This is a genomic window from Pseudomonas sp. HS6-2 (assembly GCF_049325675.2).
In the GTDB taxonomy this organism is placed as follows: domain Bacteria; phylum Pseudomonadota; class Gammaproteobacteria; order Pseudomonadales; family Pseudomonadaceae; genus Aquipseudomonas; species Aquipseudomonas putida_N.
This window is the reverse complement of record NZ_CM143906.1, coordinates 624,176-639,300: the sequence shown is the minus strand read 5'-3', so window position 1 is coordinate 639,300 and position 15,125 is coordinate 624,176. Positions and strand designations below refer to the sequence as shown.

The 15,125-nt window shown below is 62.4% G+C and carries 14 protein-coding genes; 6 read left to right on the top strand and 8 right to left on the bottom strand.

Annotated features, from left to right (window positions below):
• Positions 1 to 11 precede the first annotated feature (11 nt).
• Entirely contained in the window at positions 12 to 542 is a 531-nt protein-coding gene (locus tag ACOKS3_RS02880) for a ferritin-like domain-containing protein (RefSeq protein ID WP_422764372.1), read from the top strand.
• 112 nt (positions 543 to 654) lie between these two features.
• Here ACOKS3_RS02880 and ACOKS3_RS02875 read toward each other — a convergent pair whose 3' ends face one another.
• Positions 655 to 2,721, bottom strand: coding sequence for an AsmA family protein (locus ACOKS3_RS02875; protein ID WP_422764371.1), 2,067 nt, complete (start codon positions 2,719 to 2,721; stop codon positions 655 to 657).
• Between the two features lie 340 nt (positions 2,722 to 3,061).
• Here ACOKS3_RS02875 and ACOKS3_RS02870 point away from each other — a divergent pair, with 340 nt between their 5' ends.
• The 3 genes from ACOKS3_RS02870 (at position 3,062) to ACOKS3_RS02860 (ending at position 5,458) form a co-directional block, all read left to right on the top strand.
• Complete coding sequence (locus tag ACOKS3_RS02870) at positions 3,062 to 3,559, top strand: phage infection protein (protein WP_463581466.1); 498 nt, start codon at positions 3,062 to 3,064, stop codon at positions 3,557 to 3,559.
• A gap of 122 nt (positions 3,560 to 3,681) precedes the next feature.
• Positions 3,682 to 4,317 (top strand): TetR family transcriptional regulator, encoded by a 636-nt coding sequence (locus ACOKS3_RS02865; RefSeq protein WP_103445869.1) that lies wholly within the window; start codon positions 3,682 to 3,684, stop codon positions 4,315 to 4,317.
• A gap of 43 nt (positions 4,318 to 4,360) precedes the next feature.
• The gene (locus tag ACOKS3_RS02860) at positions 4,361 to 5,458 is read left to right on the top strand and encodes an AGE family epimerase/isomerase (RefSeq protein ID WP_103445870.1); all 1,098 of its coding nucleotides are present in this window, start codon (positions 4,361 to 4,363) and stop codon (positions 5,456 to 5,458) included.
• Positions 5,459 to 5,492: 34 nt separating this feature from the next.
• On the opposite strand, the gene ACOKS3_RS02855 is transcribed toward ACOKS3_RS02860, so the two are convergent.
• The 6 genes from ACOKS3_RS02855 to ACOKS3_RS02830 all read right to left on the bottom strand — a co-directional run bounded on the left by ACOKS3_RS02855 (position 5,493) and on the right by ACOKS3_RS02830 (position 11,951).
• Positions 5,493 to 6,260: an SDR family oxidoreductase gene (locus tag ACOKS3_RS02855; RefSeq protein WP_103445871.1), complete on the bottom strand. Its 768-nt coding sequence runs from the start codon at positions 6,258 to 6,260 to the stop codon at positions 5,493 to 5,495.
• A 596-nt stretch (positions 6,261 to 6,856) separates the two neighbouring features.
• Positions 6,857 to 7,573 carry an ABC transporter ATP-binding protein gene (locus tag ACOKS3_RS02850; protein WP_103445872.1) on the bottom strand — a complete coding sequence of 239 codons (717 nt, stop codon included), beginning with the start codon at positions 7,571 to 7,573 and terminating at the stop codon, positions 6,857 to 6,859.
• On the bottom strand, positions 7,570 to 8,445 hold the full coding sequence (locus ACOKS3_RS02845; RefSeq protein WP_085676784.1) for an ATP-binding cassette domain-containing protein: 876 nt from the start codon (positions 8,443 to 8,445) through the stop codon (positions 7,570 to 7,572). The genes ACOKS3_RS02850 and ACOKS3_RS02845 overlap by 4 nt, the downstream gene beginning before the upstream one ends.
• Entirely contained in the window at positions 8,442 to 9,743 is a 1,302-nt protein-coding gene (gene livM, locus ACOKS3_RS02840) for a high-affinity branched-chain amino acid ABC transporter permease LivM (RefSeq protein ID WP_422763764.1), read from the bottom strand. Before livM ends, ACOKS3_RS02845 begins: the two co-directional genes overlap by 4 nt.
• Before the next feature lie 2 nt (positions 9,744 to 9,745).
• Positions 9,746 to 10,660 (bottom strand): ABC transporter permease subunit, encoded by a 915-nt coding sequence (locus tag ACOKS3_RS02835; protein ID WP_103445874.1) that lies wholly within the window; start codon positions 10,658 to 10,660, stop codon positions 9,746 to 9,748.
• A gap of 154 nt (positions 10,661 to 10,814) precedes the next feature.
• A complete protein-coding gene (locus tag ACOKS3_RS02830; protein ID WP_103445875.1) occupies positions 10,815 to 11,951 on the bottom strand; it encodes an ABC transporter substrate-binding protein in 1,137 nt (378 codons plus the stop codon).
• A gap of 469 nt (positions 11,952 to 12,420) precedes the next feature.
• Here ACOKS3_RS02830 and pncB point away from each other — a divergent pair, with 469 nt between their 5' ends.
• Together pncB and nadE are read left to right on the top strand one after the other, a co-directional pair.
• A complete protein-coding gene (gene pncB / locus ACOKS3_RS02825) occupies positions 12,421 to 13,626 on the top strand; it encodes a nicotinate phosphoribosyltransferase (RefSeq protein ID WP_103445877.1) in 1,206 nt (401 codons plus the stop codon).
• Positions 13,627 to 13,629: 3 nt separating this feature from the next.
• Complete coding sequence (nadE, locus tag ACOKS3_RS02820) at positions 13,630 to 14,457, top strand: ammonia-dependent NAD(+) synthetase (protein WP_103445878.1); 828 nt, start codon at positions 13,630 to 13,632, stop codon at positions 14,455 to 14,457.
• Positions 14,458 to 14,556: 99 nt separating this feature from the next.
• Here nadE and azu read toward each other — a convergent pair whose 3' ends face one another.
• On the bottom strand, positions 14,557 to 15,006 hold the full coding sequence (gene azu, locus ACOKS3_RS02815; RefSeq protein ID WP_103445879.1) for an azurin: 450 nt from the start codon (positions 15,004 to 15,006) through the stop codon (positions 14,557 to 14,559).
• Positions 15,007 to 15,125: the final 119 nt, after the last annotated feature.

Sequence of the window (15,125 nt, the reverse complement as noted above, 5' to 3'; positions counted from 1 at the left end):
TGGAGACAATCATGAGCAACGTTGAACTGACCGATGTGCAAACCCTGCGCAAACGTGCCCGCGAGCATGTCGAGCAAGGCGCGGTGACCGAGGGTTACCACGCCGACCGCCAGGAAATCCTGCGCCTGCTCAACGAGTCACTGGCCACCGAACTGGTCTGCGTGCTGCGCTACAAGCGCCATTACTTCATGGCCAGCGGCATCAAGGCCAGTGTGGCGGCCAGCGAGTTCCTCGAACATGCGAACCAGGAAGCCGAGCATGCCGACAAACTGGCCGAGCGCATCGTGCAGTTGGGCGGCGAGCCGGATTTCAACCCGGACAACCTCAGCAAGAATTCCCATGCGCAGTATGTGGCCGGTAGCTCGCTGAAGGAGATGGTGCTGGAGGACCTGGTGGCGGAGCGGATTGCGATCGACAGCTATCGCGAGATCATTCAGTACATCGGCGATAAAGACCCGACTACGCGGCGGATCTTCGAGGACATCCTGGCTCAGGAAGAAGAGCACGCGGACGACATGTCCGATTTGCTTCAGGGGCTGTAATTGCCGGGAGCGCGTAGCGCCCCGTTCGCGGGACAAGCCCGCTCCTACAAGTGATCGCGTAATCACTGTATGAGCGGGCTTGTCACGCGAATGGGCCGCTACGCGGCCCCTGCTATTTCAGCTTTTTCACCGCAGCCGGCGCCTTGCCGGCTTTCATCTGCTGCAGCAAGGGCGTGCACTGATTGGGCGCATCACCGCTGCTTGGTGCCACCAGCGCCAGCAACCCGGCCGCCGGCCCCGCAACCACGCCCAACGCCACCATCCCCGCCCCACGCAGCGCCAGCGGCACCGCCTGCACCCCGGCACTCGGCTTGGCAAACGGCCCGCGCACATACAACGGCGAACGCAACGAGAACAGCCGTAGCCCCTTGGACTCCGGAGTGACCTTCAAGTCCAGCTGCTCACTGGCAAAGTTGGCCGTGCCGTTGATATAGATGATCGCGTTCTCGGTATCGAAGATGAACAAGCGCGTGGTCGCCAGCCCGTCCTTGATACCGATGTCCGCTGCCGCACAGTTGATCTTCACATCTTCATCGCCGAACAGCTTGCCAACCACGTAGTTACCGACATTGAGCCCGGCAATCTCCATCAGGCTGCGGCTGATGGCGCCATCATTGATCAGCATGCGCAGGTTGCCATTGGCCGTACCCAGCAACGCCGCCACCGAATTGCCACGGCCGCTGATGTCGGCATCGCCGTTGAGCTCGCCGAAGCTGGTCTGCATCGGCGCGAAGCCGGGGAACAGCTGCTTGAGCTTGAAACCACGCGCCGTCAGCTGGGCGCGGCCCTGCAGCGGCACGTTACGGCCGTCCAAGCGAATGTTTGAAGCCAGGCTGCCACCGGCCACGCCAAAGCGTAGCGGCTCCAGGCGCAGCAAGCCGTCGTCGAGGATCACGTGGGCGGACAGGTCGTTGAAGGGCAGTTTTTCACTGTGCACGATGCGCTTGCCGGCAAAGGTGACGTCGGCATCCATGGCCCGCCAGCGTTCGGTGCGGAACTCTTCCACCGGCAGCACCTTGTCGGCCGGCTGCTTGCTGGCGCCGCCGCGGGCTTTCTGCTCGGCATTGGAGTCGGCGCCGATCAGCGGGGCCAGGTCCTTGAACAGCAGCTGGTTGGATACCAGGTTGCCGGAGAGCTTGGGCCGTGGCTGGCTGGCGACGAAGGCCAGGTCGCCATGGATGTCGCTGTCGCCAATCTTGCCGTTGAAGCCCTGGTAATTGAAGGTCGCGCCTTCAGCGGCATGCAGGTTGGCGCGGAGCCGGCCGTCGGTGGAATAGGCCGGGGTGTCCGGCAGCGTCACACCGGTCAACGGGTAGAGGTTGCCCAGGCTGGCACCGGACAGGCGCAGGCGCAGGTCCAGCGCGCCGAGGTTACGTGGGTCGGTCAGGGTACCGGCGAGCACCACATGGGTATCGGCAATGTGCACATCGGCCTGCAGCGGAAACGGCTGGCTGGCGTCCTGCAGCGCCAGCAGGCCGCCGATCTTGCCGATACCGGACACCGGCTGGCCCTTGTAGCGGCCCTGGGCCTTGAGCCCGAACGCATAATCCTGGGCGCCTCCCACCTTTTCGGCGCCGGCCTTGCCGACGATTTCACTGAAGGGGATCGGCTTGCCGAGCGGGTCGATCTGCACCTTCATGCTGGTTTTCAAGGTCTGGTCATCGAAGCTGACATTGCCTTGGTCGAAGCCAATGGCACCGATGTCCAGCTGCCACTTGGACGGCTCCTCGTTCTCGTCCTTGGGCCCGAAGTCGAAGGTCCAGTTGGCGCGGCCATCGGCAAGGCGCGTGAGGCTGGCGGTGGGTTTGGTCAGGTCGATGCGCGGGATGCTGATCTGCTGGAACAGCAGCGGCAGCGGCGCCAGGCGGAACTCCACGCGCTCCAGGCCGACCATCTGCGGTTCCTTGAGCCAGTCAGGGTTGCCGAGGGTCAGGTCTTCGGCAATGAAGTGCGGCCACGGCACCCAGGCGCGCCAACCGCCCTCTTCCGGCTCGGTACGCCAGTGCACGGCGAGGTTGCCATTGATCGCGAACGGCCGATGCAGAGCCTCGGAAACCTTCTCGTTGAGCAGAGGCTTGACGCGGTTCCAATCGAAGGTGGCGATGATCACTACCAGGATCGCCAGCAGGGTCAGCAGGGTGGTTAAGGTCCAGACGAAGATTCTGGCGGGACGCGTCATTGCGTGATTCTCCTGACGGCATGGCACAAAGCAGGCGTAACGATGGCACTTAATATCTCGGACTGATGAAAACCCGCTGGGTTTTACCGGACACGGCCATGATAGCGAGTTTTTTCGGGTTTCTTGCTCAACTTGTGGTCTTGGAAAGGGCCTCCCATCGCCTTGAATCATTACTGGCAAATAGCCGCACAGCGCCCTGAAACGACTGGATTAGAGCCTTCAGCGGACGCTATCAATGCCGTCGATTGTTACCATTACCCGTATGAACTTCTCTCTCGCGTCACCGGGCGTAGCATTGGCTTCGTACCCACTTACCAGCCCCCGAGAGGAGCACCGAACCATGAAACGCACCCTGCTGACCCTGACCCTGTCGATCCTTGCTGCCAACGCCTTCGCCCTGCCAGCCGCTGACCAGCACTTGACCGCCGAAGCACGCTCCAGCGCTGCTGAAATCGCTCAACCGCTGAAAACTGTTGCCGAAGGTGGTTCGGACCGCCTGATCGAACGTTCTGGCCGTGTTGCCGAAGGTGGCTCGGACCGCCTGATCGAACGTTCCGGCCGTGTTGCCGAAGGTGGCTCGGACCGCCTGATCGAACGTTCTGGCCGTGTTGCCGAAGGTGGCTCGGACCGCCTGATCGAACGTTCTGGCCGTGTTGCCGAAGGTGGCTCGGACCGCCTGATCGAACGTTCTGGCCGTGTTGCCGAAGGTGGCTCGGACCGCCTGATCGAACGTTCTGGCCGTGTTGCCGAAGGTGGCTCGGACCGCCTGATCGAACGCAGTGGCCGCGTTGCTGAAGGTGGCTCGGATCGCCTGGTTGCAATCAGCCACGTGAGCTGATCGCCATGGCCGAAAAGAACAACCTCTGTCACACGGCTTGCTCCCCTCCCAGCCCGGTCCATTGACCGGGCTTCGTTTTTTTATCTAGAGTGCCCAGCCTCACCGTCACAGAAGCCCGCCCCATGCTGCCGCGCGCCGAACAGAAGCTACAGACCCGCCAGGCCCTGCTGGACGCCGCCTGCCAGCTCATGGAGAGCGGCCGTGGCTTTGGCAGCGTGAGCCTGCGCGAAGTGGCCAAGGCGGCAGGTATCGTGCCTACCGGCTTCTATCGGCACTTTTCCGACATGGATGCCCTGGGCCTGGCGCTAGTGGCCGAAGTCGACACCACGTTCCGCCAGACCATCCGCCTGGTGCGGCACAACGAATTCGAACTTGGCGGCATCACCGATGCTTCGGTGCGCATCTTCCTCGACGTGGTCGCCGCCCACCGCGCCCAGTTCCTGTTCCTCGCCCGCGAGCAGTATGGCGGCTCGCAAGCCGTGCGCCAGGCCATCGCCCGTCTGCGCCAGGACATCAGCGACGACCTGGCCACCGACCTTGCGCGGATGAAGCGTTGGCAGCACCTGGACAACGCCGCGCTGGCAGTGATGGCCGACCTGGTGGTGAAGACCGTGTTCGCCACCCTTCCGGAACTGATCGACAGCCCGGAGCCGGGTTATCCACAGGTGCTGAGCGCCCAGGAAAAGATCACCCAGCAACTGCGCTTCATCTTCGTCGGCGCGCGCCACTGGCAAGGCCTGGGCAACCCACAACCCTAGTTCTGCTACCATGGCGCCCTGCCCGAAAGCGACGAGCACCAACATGCCCAACCCCCGCCCCACCCTGCCCGAACTGGCCCGCTTCAACCAGCATTTCGCCGAACGCATCGTGCCGCTGTGGCAAGGGCCGGGCTGGAACGCCGACATGGCCCTGCCCTACGAGGCCCTGGACGCCCAGCACCGCCCGTTGCCGGTGCAGCGCTACCGGGCCATGGCCTGTGCGCGCCAGCTTTACCTGTTCAGCAGCCGCATCGAACAATCGGGTGCGGCCGAACGGGCGGCGGCGCTGTTCCGCTCGTTACAGAAGCACTTCCACGATCCCGAGCATGGCGGCTGGTTCTACAGCATCGACGCCGACGGCAAGCCGCTGGACCGGCGCAAGGACCTCTACACCCACGCCTTCATCGTGTTCGCTTGCGCGCACTACTGGGGCAAGGTCGGCGAAGGCCTGGTGGAAGCCACCCTCAATGCCGCCCTGGAAGTCGTCGACGAGCAGTTCGCCCGGGATGATGGCCTGTATGAAGCCAGCCTTGGCGAAGACTGGGCTGACCTCGGCAGCGGCCCGCTGCAGAACCCGCAGATGCACCTGGCCGAGGCCTTCCTGCAAGTGCTGGCGGTACGCAAGGACGAGCATGTGCAGCAGTCGCTGCTGCAACTGTGCACAGCCCTGCAGAAACATTTCATCGAGCCGCAACACGGGCTGATGCTGGAAAAGCCCCTCGGCGCTGTGGATAACTGGTTCGAGCCGGGGCATCAGTTCGAATGGTTCTACCTGCTGGAAACCTCGCCGCTGCTACGCGGGACGCCGCTGCATGCTTCCATCGAACGGGCCTTCGGCTATGCCGAGCTGTGTGGGGTCAACAATGCCGCAGTGCTGGCCATGCTCGATGTGGAAGGCAACGTGCTCGATGCGACCCAGCGGGTCTGGGCACAGGCGGAATACCTGCGGGCACTGGCGTTGCGCTCGGGGAATGAGGCCAAGCTGCTGGTCCAGTTGAAGGCGATGCAACAGCAGTTTCTGCATGCAGGTGGCTGGTATGAGTGCCGGGATGGTGAAGGGGCGGTGAGCCGGCATGACATGCCTTCAACTACGCCCTATCACCTGGCGACCTGCCTGGAAGGTCTGCAGCGCGAGGCCTGACGCATTCGCGCAATTACCTGCGAAAGGGCACTGATCAGCCCTTGGCCGAACGGTCGATCGAGAACCCTGCCCAGTCCTGGCTCACCGGCATCAGCTCAAGGCTGTTGATATTGATGTGCGCCGGCTGGTTGAGGATCCAGAAGATGGTCTCGGCGATGTCCTGCGGCTGAATCGGCTCGGCACCGGCGTAGGTGGCATCGTACTTGGCCTGGTCACCGCCGAAGCGCACCAGCGAGAACTCGCTCTCGCACAGGCCCGGCTCGATGTTGCTCACCCGCACGCCCGTTCCACGCAGGTCGCAGCGCAAGCTCAGCGAAAACTGGCCGACGAAGGCCTTGGTGCCGCCATACACGTTGCTGCCGGGATATGGGTAGTTGCCCGCCACCGAACCCACGTTGAGGATCGTCGCGCCACGGCCGTGGGCGATCAGGCGTGGCAGCAGCAAGCGGGTGGTGTACATCAGGCCTTTGATGTTGGTGTCGACCATGGTCTCCCAATCATCCAGGCTGCAGTTCTGCGCCGCATCCACACCCAGCGCCAGACCGGCATTGTTGACCAGGCCGCGAATTTTCTCGAAGCCGGCCGGCAGGCTGGCGATGGCCTGCTCCATGGCCTTGCGGTCACGCACGTCGATAACCAGGCCGTGCACTTCGGTCTTGGCCGACAGTTCGGCGCACAGGGCATCCAGGCGATCCTTGCGACGGCCGGTGAGTACCAGCTTCCAGCCGGCTTCGGCAAAGCGGCGGGCAGTGGCCTCGCCAAAACCGGACGTCGCGCCAGTGATGAATACGGTGGATGTCATGCTCTGTTCCTCACGGTGGGTTGTCATCGACAGCTTTGCAGCATGCCCGCGCCGGGCGTTGACAGCAAGCCGTCAGGGCCGCTGTTCATTTTTTGTTCATATGCGCCAAACCCTTGCGACAGAGGGCTCGCCGCCAGCTATGCGCATGTTATCCACAAGGCTTTCCCCACGGATTGGGGGCAACTTGTCCAATGCGCGGAACCCTTTCAGCGTCTCGTGGTCGGTGGATATCTTTTCGATGATGGCGCAACGCTTTCAAGCATGCCGCCTGCAGCGGTCTGTCCAAGGCTTTCCCACAGACTTATCCACAGGCATTGAAGCACCTTTCGCAGATCTCGGACCGTGCAAAAAAAGCGCGTGAAATCATACACAAAGGGCATCTGATCATTTTTTGACCAGAGCCTTGCAGGCCTTGCAGATAAAGGGATAGAGCGAGATGCCACCATGTTTTCCACAGGCGGTTCCACATTAATCGTGGAAAAGATTCAACCTGTGGAAACAAGGGCTTGCGAGGGGATTGTCGAGTGGGTCGAGAAAGATATGCGACAAGTTGTCCACATTTGAACCGGGGGTCGCCTGGCAACCCCCGATGCAACTCAATGCCCGCCAAGATAGGCGTTGCGCACCTCTTCGTTGACCAGCAGCTCCTGCCCCGTCCCGCTCATGCGTATCTGCCCGTTGACCATCACATAGGCCCGGTCCGACAACTTCAGCGCATGGTTGGCGTTCTGCTCTACCAGGAAGATGGTCATCCCACTCTTGGCCAGTTCGCGCAGGGTCGCGAAGATCTGCTTGACCACGATCGGTGCCAGCCCCAACGATGGCTCGTCCAGCAGCAACAGCTTCGGCCGGCTCATCAGCGCCCGGGCAATGGCCAGCATCTGCTGCTCGCCACCGGACATGGTCATGGCCCGCTGATTACGCCGCTCCTTCAGGCGCGGGAACAGCTCGAACATGCGCTGCATGTCTTCAGTCGCGTATTTGTCGCCGATAGGGATGGTCCCCATCATCAGGTTTTCCTCGACGGTCATGTCGGGGAACACCCGGCGCCCTTCCGGCGACTGGGCGATGCCGTTGGAGGCGATGTAGTGCGACGACTTGCGAGTGATGTCGGTGCCCCGGTAGACGATATGCCCAGACGCCGCCCGCGGCTGGCCGAAGATCGACATCAGCAGGGTCGACTTGCCGGCGCCGTTGGCACCGATCAGGCTCACCGTCTCGCCTTCGTTGATGTGCATCGACACCTTTTTCAACGCCTGGATCGGCCCGTAGAACACGTCCAGTTCCTTTAGTTCGAGAATGGGTGCACTCATACCAGTTCCTCTTCGTCGGCACCCAGGTAGGCGGCGATCACCGTCGGGTTGTGGCGGATTTCCTGCGGGGCGCCTTCGGCGATCACGTTGCCGTGGTCGAGCACGACGATATGGTCGGAAATGCTCATGACCATGCCCATGTCATGTTCGATCAGCACCACGGTGATGTCGTGCTCGTCACGCAGCACGCGGATCATGCGGCTCAGGGCCTCGGTCTCCTGCGGGTTGAGGCCGGCAGCCGGCTCGTCCAGGCAGATGATCTTCGGCCGCGTGCACATGGCCCGGGCGATCTCCAGGCGGCGCTGCTGGCCGTAGGACAGCTCACCTGCCAGGCGGTTGGCGCAGTCGACCAGGTCGACCACTTCCAGCCAGTAGAACGCGTGGTCGAGGGCGTCGCTCTCGGCCTTGCGGTAAGCCTTGGTGTTGAGCACCCCAGCCAGCAAGTTGCGGTTGACCCACATGTGCTGGGCCACCAGCAGGTTTTCCACCACCGACATTTCCTTGAACAGGCGAATGTTCTGGAAGGTCCGCGCCAGGCCTGCGCGGTTGACCAAGTGGGTACCGCCGAACATCTTGTAGTACAGACGGTTGGCAAAGCGCGCAGGCGACACGAAATCCGCCGCCTGGAAGCGCTCGCCAAGCAGCTGGATGACATTGGTGTGGCTGCCGCGCACGTTCAGCTCGATGCGCCCGCCACTGGCCTTGTAGAAGCCGGTCAGGCAGTTGAACACAGTGGTCTTGCCGGCGCCGTTGGGGCCGATCAGGGCGAAGATCTGGTTACGCTTGACCTTCAGGCTGACGTCGCTGAGCGCCTTGATACCGCCGAACTGCATCATCAGGTTGTCGACCGAGAGAATGATTTCGTCGCTCATGGCGCCACTCCTTTACGCGGGGTCACACCGGTACGGCTGATGCGGATCAACCCACGCGGTCGCCAGATCATCATCAGCACCATCAGCACGCCGAACAGCAGCACGCGGTATTCCGAGAAGCTGCGCAGCAGCTCCGGTGCCACGGTCAGCACGAACGCCGCGATCACCACGCCGACGGTCGAGCCCATGCCGCCAAGCACGACGATGGCGAGGATCAGCGCCGACTCGAAGAAGGTGAACGAGGACGGGTTGACGAACCCCTGGTAGGTGGCAAAGAACACCCCCGCCAGGCCTGCGGTGGAAGCACCGAGGGTGAAGGCCGAGAGCTTGACCAGTACGTGGTTCAGGCCCATCGAGCGGCAGGCAATCTCGTCTTCACGCAGGGCTTCCCAGGCGCGGCCGACCGGCATGCGGGTCAGCCGGTGCTTGATGTACAGCACCGCCAGCACGACCATGAACAGCACGGCGTAGATGAACACGAACTTGAGGTTGGCGTTGTAGTCGATGCCGAGGAACTCGTGGATCGGCACCCCGCCATCCTTGGCCCTGCGGCCGAATTCCAGGCCGAAGAAGGTCGGCGACGGCGCCGGCATGCCGTTCGGGCCGCCAGTGAACGACAGCCAGTTGTTCAGCACCAGGCGGATGATCTCGCCGAAGCCCAGGGTCACGATCGCCAGGTAGTCGCCGTGCATTCGCAAGACCGGGAAGCCGAGGATGCACCCCGCCAGCGCTGCGGCGATCGCCGCCAGCGGCAGCACGCTCCAGAAGCCCAGGCCGAGGTACTGGTAGCCCAGCGCCAGGCCGTAGGCACCGATGGCGTAGAACGCCACGTAGCCCAGGTCGAGCAAGCCGGCGAGACCGACCACGATGTTCAGGCCCAGGCCCAGCAGCACGTAGATCAGGCCGAGGATGACCACGGTCAGCAGGTACTTGTTGGCGAACACCGGGAAGATGATGGCGATCACCACCAGCGCCGGGATGATGTAGCGCAACCGCGACTTGTAGTCCGGCGCGTTGACGTGCACGCCCGACCCGCCGCTGTCGAAGCTTTCGAGCATGCGCCGCCCGGCGGCGGTCTGCACGTAGAGGCTGAGCAGGAAGCGCCCGAGCATCACGCCGCCGACCAACCACGCCACTCGGCGTGATTCGGCGTTGAAGGTGTAGCCGTCGAGGACCACACCGACGATCGGGCCAAACACGATGAGCGCCAGCAGGCCGGCGACGATGGTCTCGAGCAGGCTGCGCTTGATATCGAAACCTTTGGTTTCAGAGGCAGAGGCAATCTTGGCAATCGACATGTTCACACCTTAGCCACGAGCGGGCGACCCAGCAGGCCTTGTGGGCGGAAGATAAGGATCATCACCAGCAGCGAGAAGCTGAACACATCCTTGTAGTCGGAGTTGATCAGGCCAGAGAACAGCGACTCGGAAATCCCCAGGATGATCCCGCCAAGCATGGCGCCTGGCAGTGAACCGATGCCGCCCAGTACCGCGGCGGTGAACGCCTTGATGCCGATGATGAAGCCGGCGTAGAAGTCGAAGGTGCCGTAGTTGAGGGTGATCAGCACGCCGGCCAGCGCGGCCATCACTGCACCGATGACGAACACGTAGGAAATCACCCGGTCGGTGTTGATGCCGAGGATCGAGGCCATCTTGCGGTCTTGCTGGGTGGCGCGGCACATGCGGCCGAGCTTGGTGTACTTGATCACATAGGTAAGCAGGCCCATGCCCACGAACGCTGCCACCAGGATGAAGATCTTGGTGTAGGTCAGCTGCACGAAGCCAGTGCCGACTTCGATGCGCATGGCGCCTTCGAGCAGGGTCGGCACGCCTTGCTGGCGGGCGCCCTGGCTGATCTGTGCATAGTTCTGCAGGATCAGCGAGATGCCGATGGCACTGATCAGCGGTGCCAGGCGGGTGGAGTTACGCAGGGGTTTGTAGGCGATGCGCTCGATGGTGAAGCCATACACGCCCGTGACGACGATGGTGAACAACAGCGTGCCCAGCATCAACAGGGGGAACGACTCGACACCGAAATAGGCCAGCAATGCCAGGCTGATCGCCGCGAGGTACGCGGAGATCATGTACACCTCGCCGTGCGCGAAGTTGATCATGCCGATAATGCCATAGACCATTGTGTAGCCGATGGCGATCAGGCCATAGACCGACCCGAGGGTCAGGCCATTGACCAGTTGCTGCAGGAAAATACCATCCATAACGCAATCTCACCTGAGCGAGACTGCACCAGTGCTGACGACCACAGGCCACGGATAAAGCGGGCCTGGCAGCGCAGAACCGTGCACGTCTCCAAATAAGGACAGGTACCGCGGGGGCAATGGCCCGGACGGGCGTCCGGGCCAGCTGCCGTTATTATTTTTGTTTTTCCAGCTGGTGGTACTTGCCGTCCTTGTCCCACTGGTAGACCACGTAGTCGGAGACTTTCAGGTCGCCCTTGCTGTCCCACTCTTTCTTGCCCATGACGGTTTCGACCGGGTTGGCCTTGAGCCATTTGGCGGCGTCTTCGCCCTTGTTCGACTTGGCGCCGTTGAAGCCGGCAGCCAGGGCCTGGACCGAGGCGTAAGCATACAGGGTGTAGCCTTCAGGCTCGGTGCCGGCCTTGCGGAACTCCTCGACCACCGCCTTGCTTTCCGGCAGCAGGCGCGGGTCGGCGCCGAAGGTCATGTACACGCCATCGACGTACTGCGCGCCGCCGGCGGTGGCCACCAGTTCGTCGGTGACGATACCGTCATCGGACATGAACTTGACGTCCTTCAGGCCCTGCTCGCGCAGCTGGCGCACCAGCGGGCCGGCTTCCGGGTGCAGGCCACCGAAGTAGACCACGTCGGCACCGGCGGCGCGGATCTTGGTGACCACGGCGCTGAAGTCCTTCTCGCCACGGGTCAGGCCTTCGTACAGCACCGGCTTGACGCCGCGCTTCTCCAGCTGCGCCTTGGTCGCATCGGCCAGGCCCTGGCCGTAGGTGTCCTTGTCGTGCAGCACCGCGACCTTCTTGCCCTTGAGCACGTCGACGATGTAGTTGCCAGCGACAATGCCTTGCTGGTCGTCACGGCCGCACATGCGGAACATGGCGTTCAGGCCGCGCTCGGTGACCTGCGGGTTGGTGGAGCCTGGGGTGATGGCGATCACGCCGGCTTCGTCATACACCTCGGAGGCCGGGATGGTGTTGGAAGAGCAGAAGTGCCCGACCACGCCGATCACCTTGTCCTGGTCGACCAGCCGGTTGGCCACGGCCACGGCCTGCTTCGGCTCACAGGCGTCATCGCCTTTCACCAGGACGATCTTCTCGCCATTCACGCCGCCAGCGGCGTTGATCTTGTCGGCCGCTGCCTGCGCACCTTTCATGTACTGCTCGCCAAACGCTGCGTTGGCCCCGGTCATGGGGCCCGCGACGCCGATCTTGACGTCGGCCTGAACATACGAAGAAACACCCAGTGCCGTAGCTACGGCAAGAGCCAGGAAACCTTTCTTGTAAAACGTCTGCGACATGAGGTGGTGCTCCTAGAGTTTTTTTAGTGTGGCACTACAACTTCTCAGCCCTGTGCTCAGAGCAAGGGCCGTGCCATCGGTTTTGTCTTCCGGGAAAACACACTGTAAAGGTCGCGCCCTGGCGACCGACGGCCTTTTCTTTATTGAGCGTGCAACCGTCTGCCACGCGGCAGGCGCCACCACACGCACAGACAAGGAGCAACCGTCGAGTGCCATCATTGCAACCCTGGCAAGTGTTTACGTGCAACCGCCCTGTAACAGTGGACGTCACCGAAGTGCACACCGCTGGTGCGCGACTGCTACAGGCAGCACTGTTTCAAGGCTAGCTGGTGCACGGAAAAACACCTGATTTGGCCATTACGCGGCCTCTGTGGGAGCGGCCTTGCCCGCGAAGAGGCCGGCCCAGACACAACAAGACTCAAAAGACTGGCACAATGTCATCCATTCGCCGCTTCTGGAGCCCCTTTTGATGAGCGAGAGCGCATTCGCCGAGCGCATCGTGCACAACCTGCTCGACACCGACTTCTACAAGCTCACCATGATGCAGGGCGTGCTACACAACTACCCAGACGCCGACGTCGAATGGGAATTCCGCTGCCGCAATGGCGAGGACCTGCGCCCCTATCTTGGCGAGATTCGCCATCAGCTCGAACTGCTCGCCGACCTGACCCTGGATGATGGGCAGCCGGTCTTCCTCGAACGCATCAGCTTCCTCAAGCCCGACTTCCTGCGCTTTCTGCGCCTGTTCCGTTTCAACCTGCGCTATGTGCGCATCGGCATCGAGAGCGACCAGCTGTTCCTGCGCCTGAAAGGCCCCTGGCTGCACGTGATCCTGTTCGAAGTGCCGCTGCTGGCCATCATCAGCGAAGTGCGCAACCGCCACTTGCACCCGCGCATGCGCCTGGCCGATGCGCGTGATCAGCTGTACCGCAAGTTCGACTGGCTGCGCGCCCACGCGAGCGACGACGAACTGGCCGAGCTGCAGGTGGCCGATTTCGGTACCCGCCGGCGCTTTTCCAGCCGCGTGCAAGAAGACGTGGTGCGCGTACTGCGCGACGACTTCCCGGGCCGCTTCGTCGGCACCAGCAACGTCGACCTGGCATGGAAACTGGATATCAAGCCACTGGGCACCATGGCCCACGAGTGGATCATGGCCCACCAGCAGCTCGGCCCACGCCTGATCGACAGCCAGATCGCCGCGCTGGATTGCTGGGTCCGCGAGTACCGCGGCCTGCTCGGGATTGCCCTGACCGACTGCATCACCATGGATGCCTTCCTCAACGATTTCGACTTGTACTTCGCCAAGCTGTTCGACGGCCTGCGCCATGACTCGGGCGAGCCGGTAGCCTGGGCGGAAAAGGCCATCGCCCATTATCAGAGGCTGGGAATCGACCCGATGACCAAGACCCTGGTGTTCTCCGATGGCCTCAACCTGACCCGCTCGCTGGAGATCTTCCGTGCCCTGCGCGGTCGCATCAACGTCAGTTTCGGCATCGGCACCAATCTCACTTGTGACATCCCCGGGGTGGCGCCAATGAACATCGTGCTTAAAATGACCGACTGCAACGGCTCGCCGGTGGCGAAGATCTCGGACGAAGCCGCCAAGACCCAGTGCCGCGACGAGAATTTCGTCGCCTACATGCGTCACGTATTCAAAGTCCCCAGCAAGGAGTAACCCATGCAAGCGGTTCAGCAAGAGATTGCCCAGGCGCTGAAGGTTCAGCCGCCGTTCGCCGACGCCGCTGCGCTCGAGGCCGAAGTCGCCCGGCGCGTGGCGTTCATCAAGGACTGCCTGGCCAACGCCCGGCTCAAGACCCTGGTGCTGGGCATCAGTGGCGGCGTCGATTCGCTGACAGCTGCCCTGCTCGCCCAGCGCGCCGTCAACGAGCTGCGCGCCGAAACCGGCGACAAGGCCTACACCTTTATCGCCGTGCGCCTGCCGTACCAGGTGCAACATGACGAGCACGACGCCCAGGCCTGCCTGGAGGTGATCAAGGCCGATGAAGTGCACACCGTCGACATCGCCCCGGCCGTGCGCGCGCTGGCGGCGGAAGTGGTGGAGTTGAAGAATGGCTCGCCGACCTTGGTGGACTTCGTCGTCGGCAACGTCAAGGCACGCACGCGCATGGTTGCCCAGTACACCATCGCCGGTGCCCGCGCAGGCCTGGTGATCGGCACTGACCACGCTGCCGAGGCGGTGATGGGCTTCTTTACCAAGTTCGGTGATGGCGCTTGCGACCTGGCGCCGCTGAGCGGGCTGGTGAAGAACCAGGTGCGGGCGATTGCGCGCAGCTTCGGCGCGCCGGAGTCACTGGTGGAGAAGGTACCGACTGCGGACCTGGAAGACCTGGAGCCGGGCAAGCCGGACGAGGCGTCCCATGGCGTGACCTACCAGCAGATCGATGCCTTCCTGCATGGGCTGCCGGTGGATCAGGCAGCGTTCGACATCATCGTCGCCACCTACCGCAAGACCCAGCACAAGCGCGAACTGCCGTTCGCCCCATAAAAGCTTCGCGAGGCAAGCCCGCTCCAACAAGGGAACCAGTATCCCCTGCAGGAGCGGGCTTACCCCGCGAATAGGCCCGAGAGGCCTACACAGCTGTCATTACTTGACGACGACCTTGCCCTTCATCATCGAGATGTGGCCCGGGAAGGTGCAGAAGAAGCTGTAGTCACCACCGGCTTCCAACTTGGAAGTGTCGAACTTCACTTCGGTTTCTTTTTCCGGCGCGCCGATCATCTTGGTGTGGGCGATGATCCCGGCGTTGGCGCCGTTGATGTAGTCGTTCTCCAGGCCTTTGCTCATACCTTCGGTAGCAATGCCCTGCATGTCTGCAGTCTTGCTGATCACCAGGTTATGGCCCATGACGTTCTTCGGCAGGCTGCCAGAGTGGGTCAGTTTGACGGTGAATTCCTTGCAGCTCTTGTCGACGGTGAATTCCTTGCTGGTGTAGGACATCTGGTCGGTCGAGTCGACGGTCACCGAACATTCGGCTGCGAAGACAGAAGCGCTGGCGAGGGTCAGCAGGGATACCGCTACAGCTTTCGCAAACATCATGAATCTCCTTGGCAGGGTGTTATCAATCGCGAGACTGCCTGAAACCGTTCTGCCCCCTGCTGATATGGGTCAAGGGGGTGTCAAGTGGCCAGTCAGTTGAATTGTTCAATGGATTG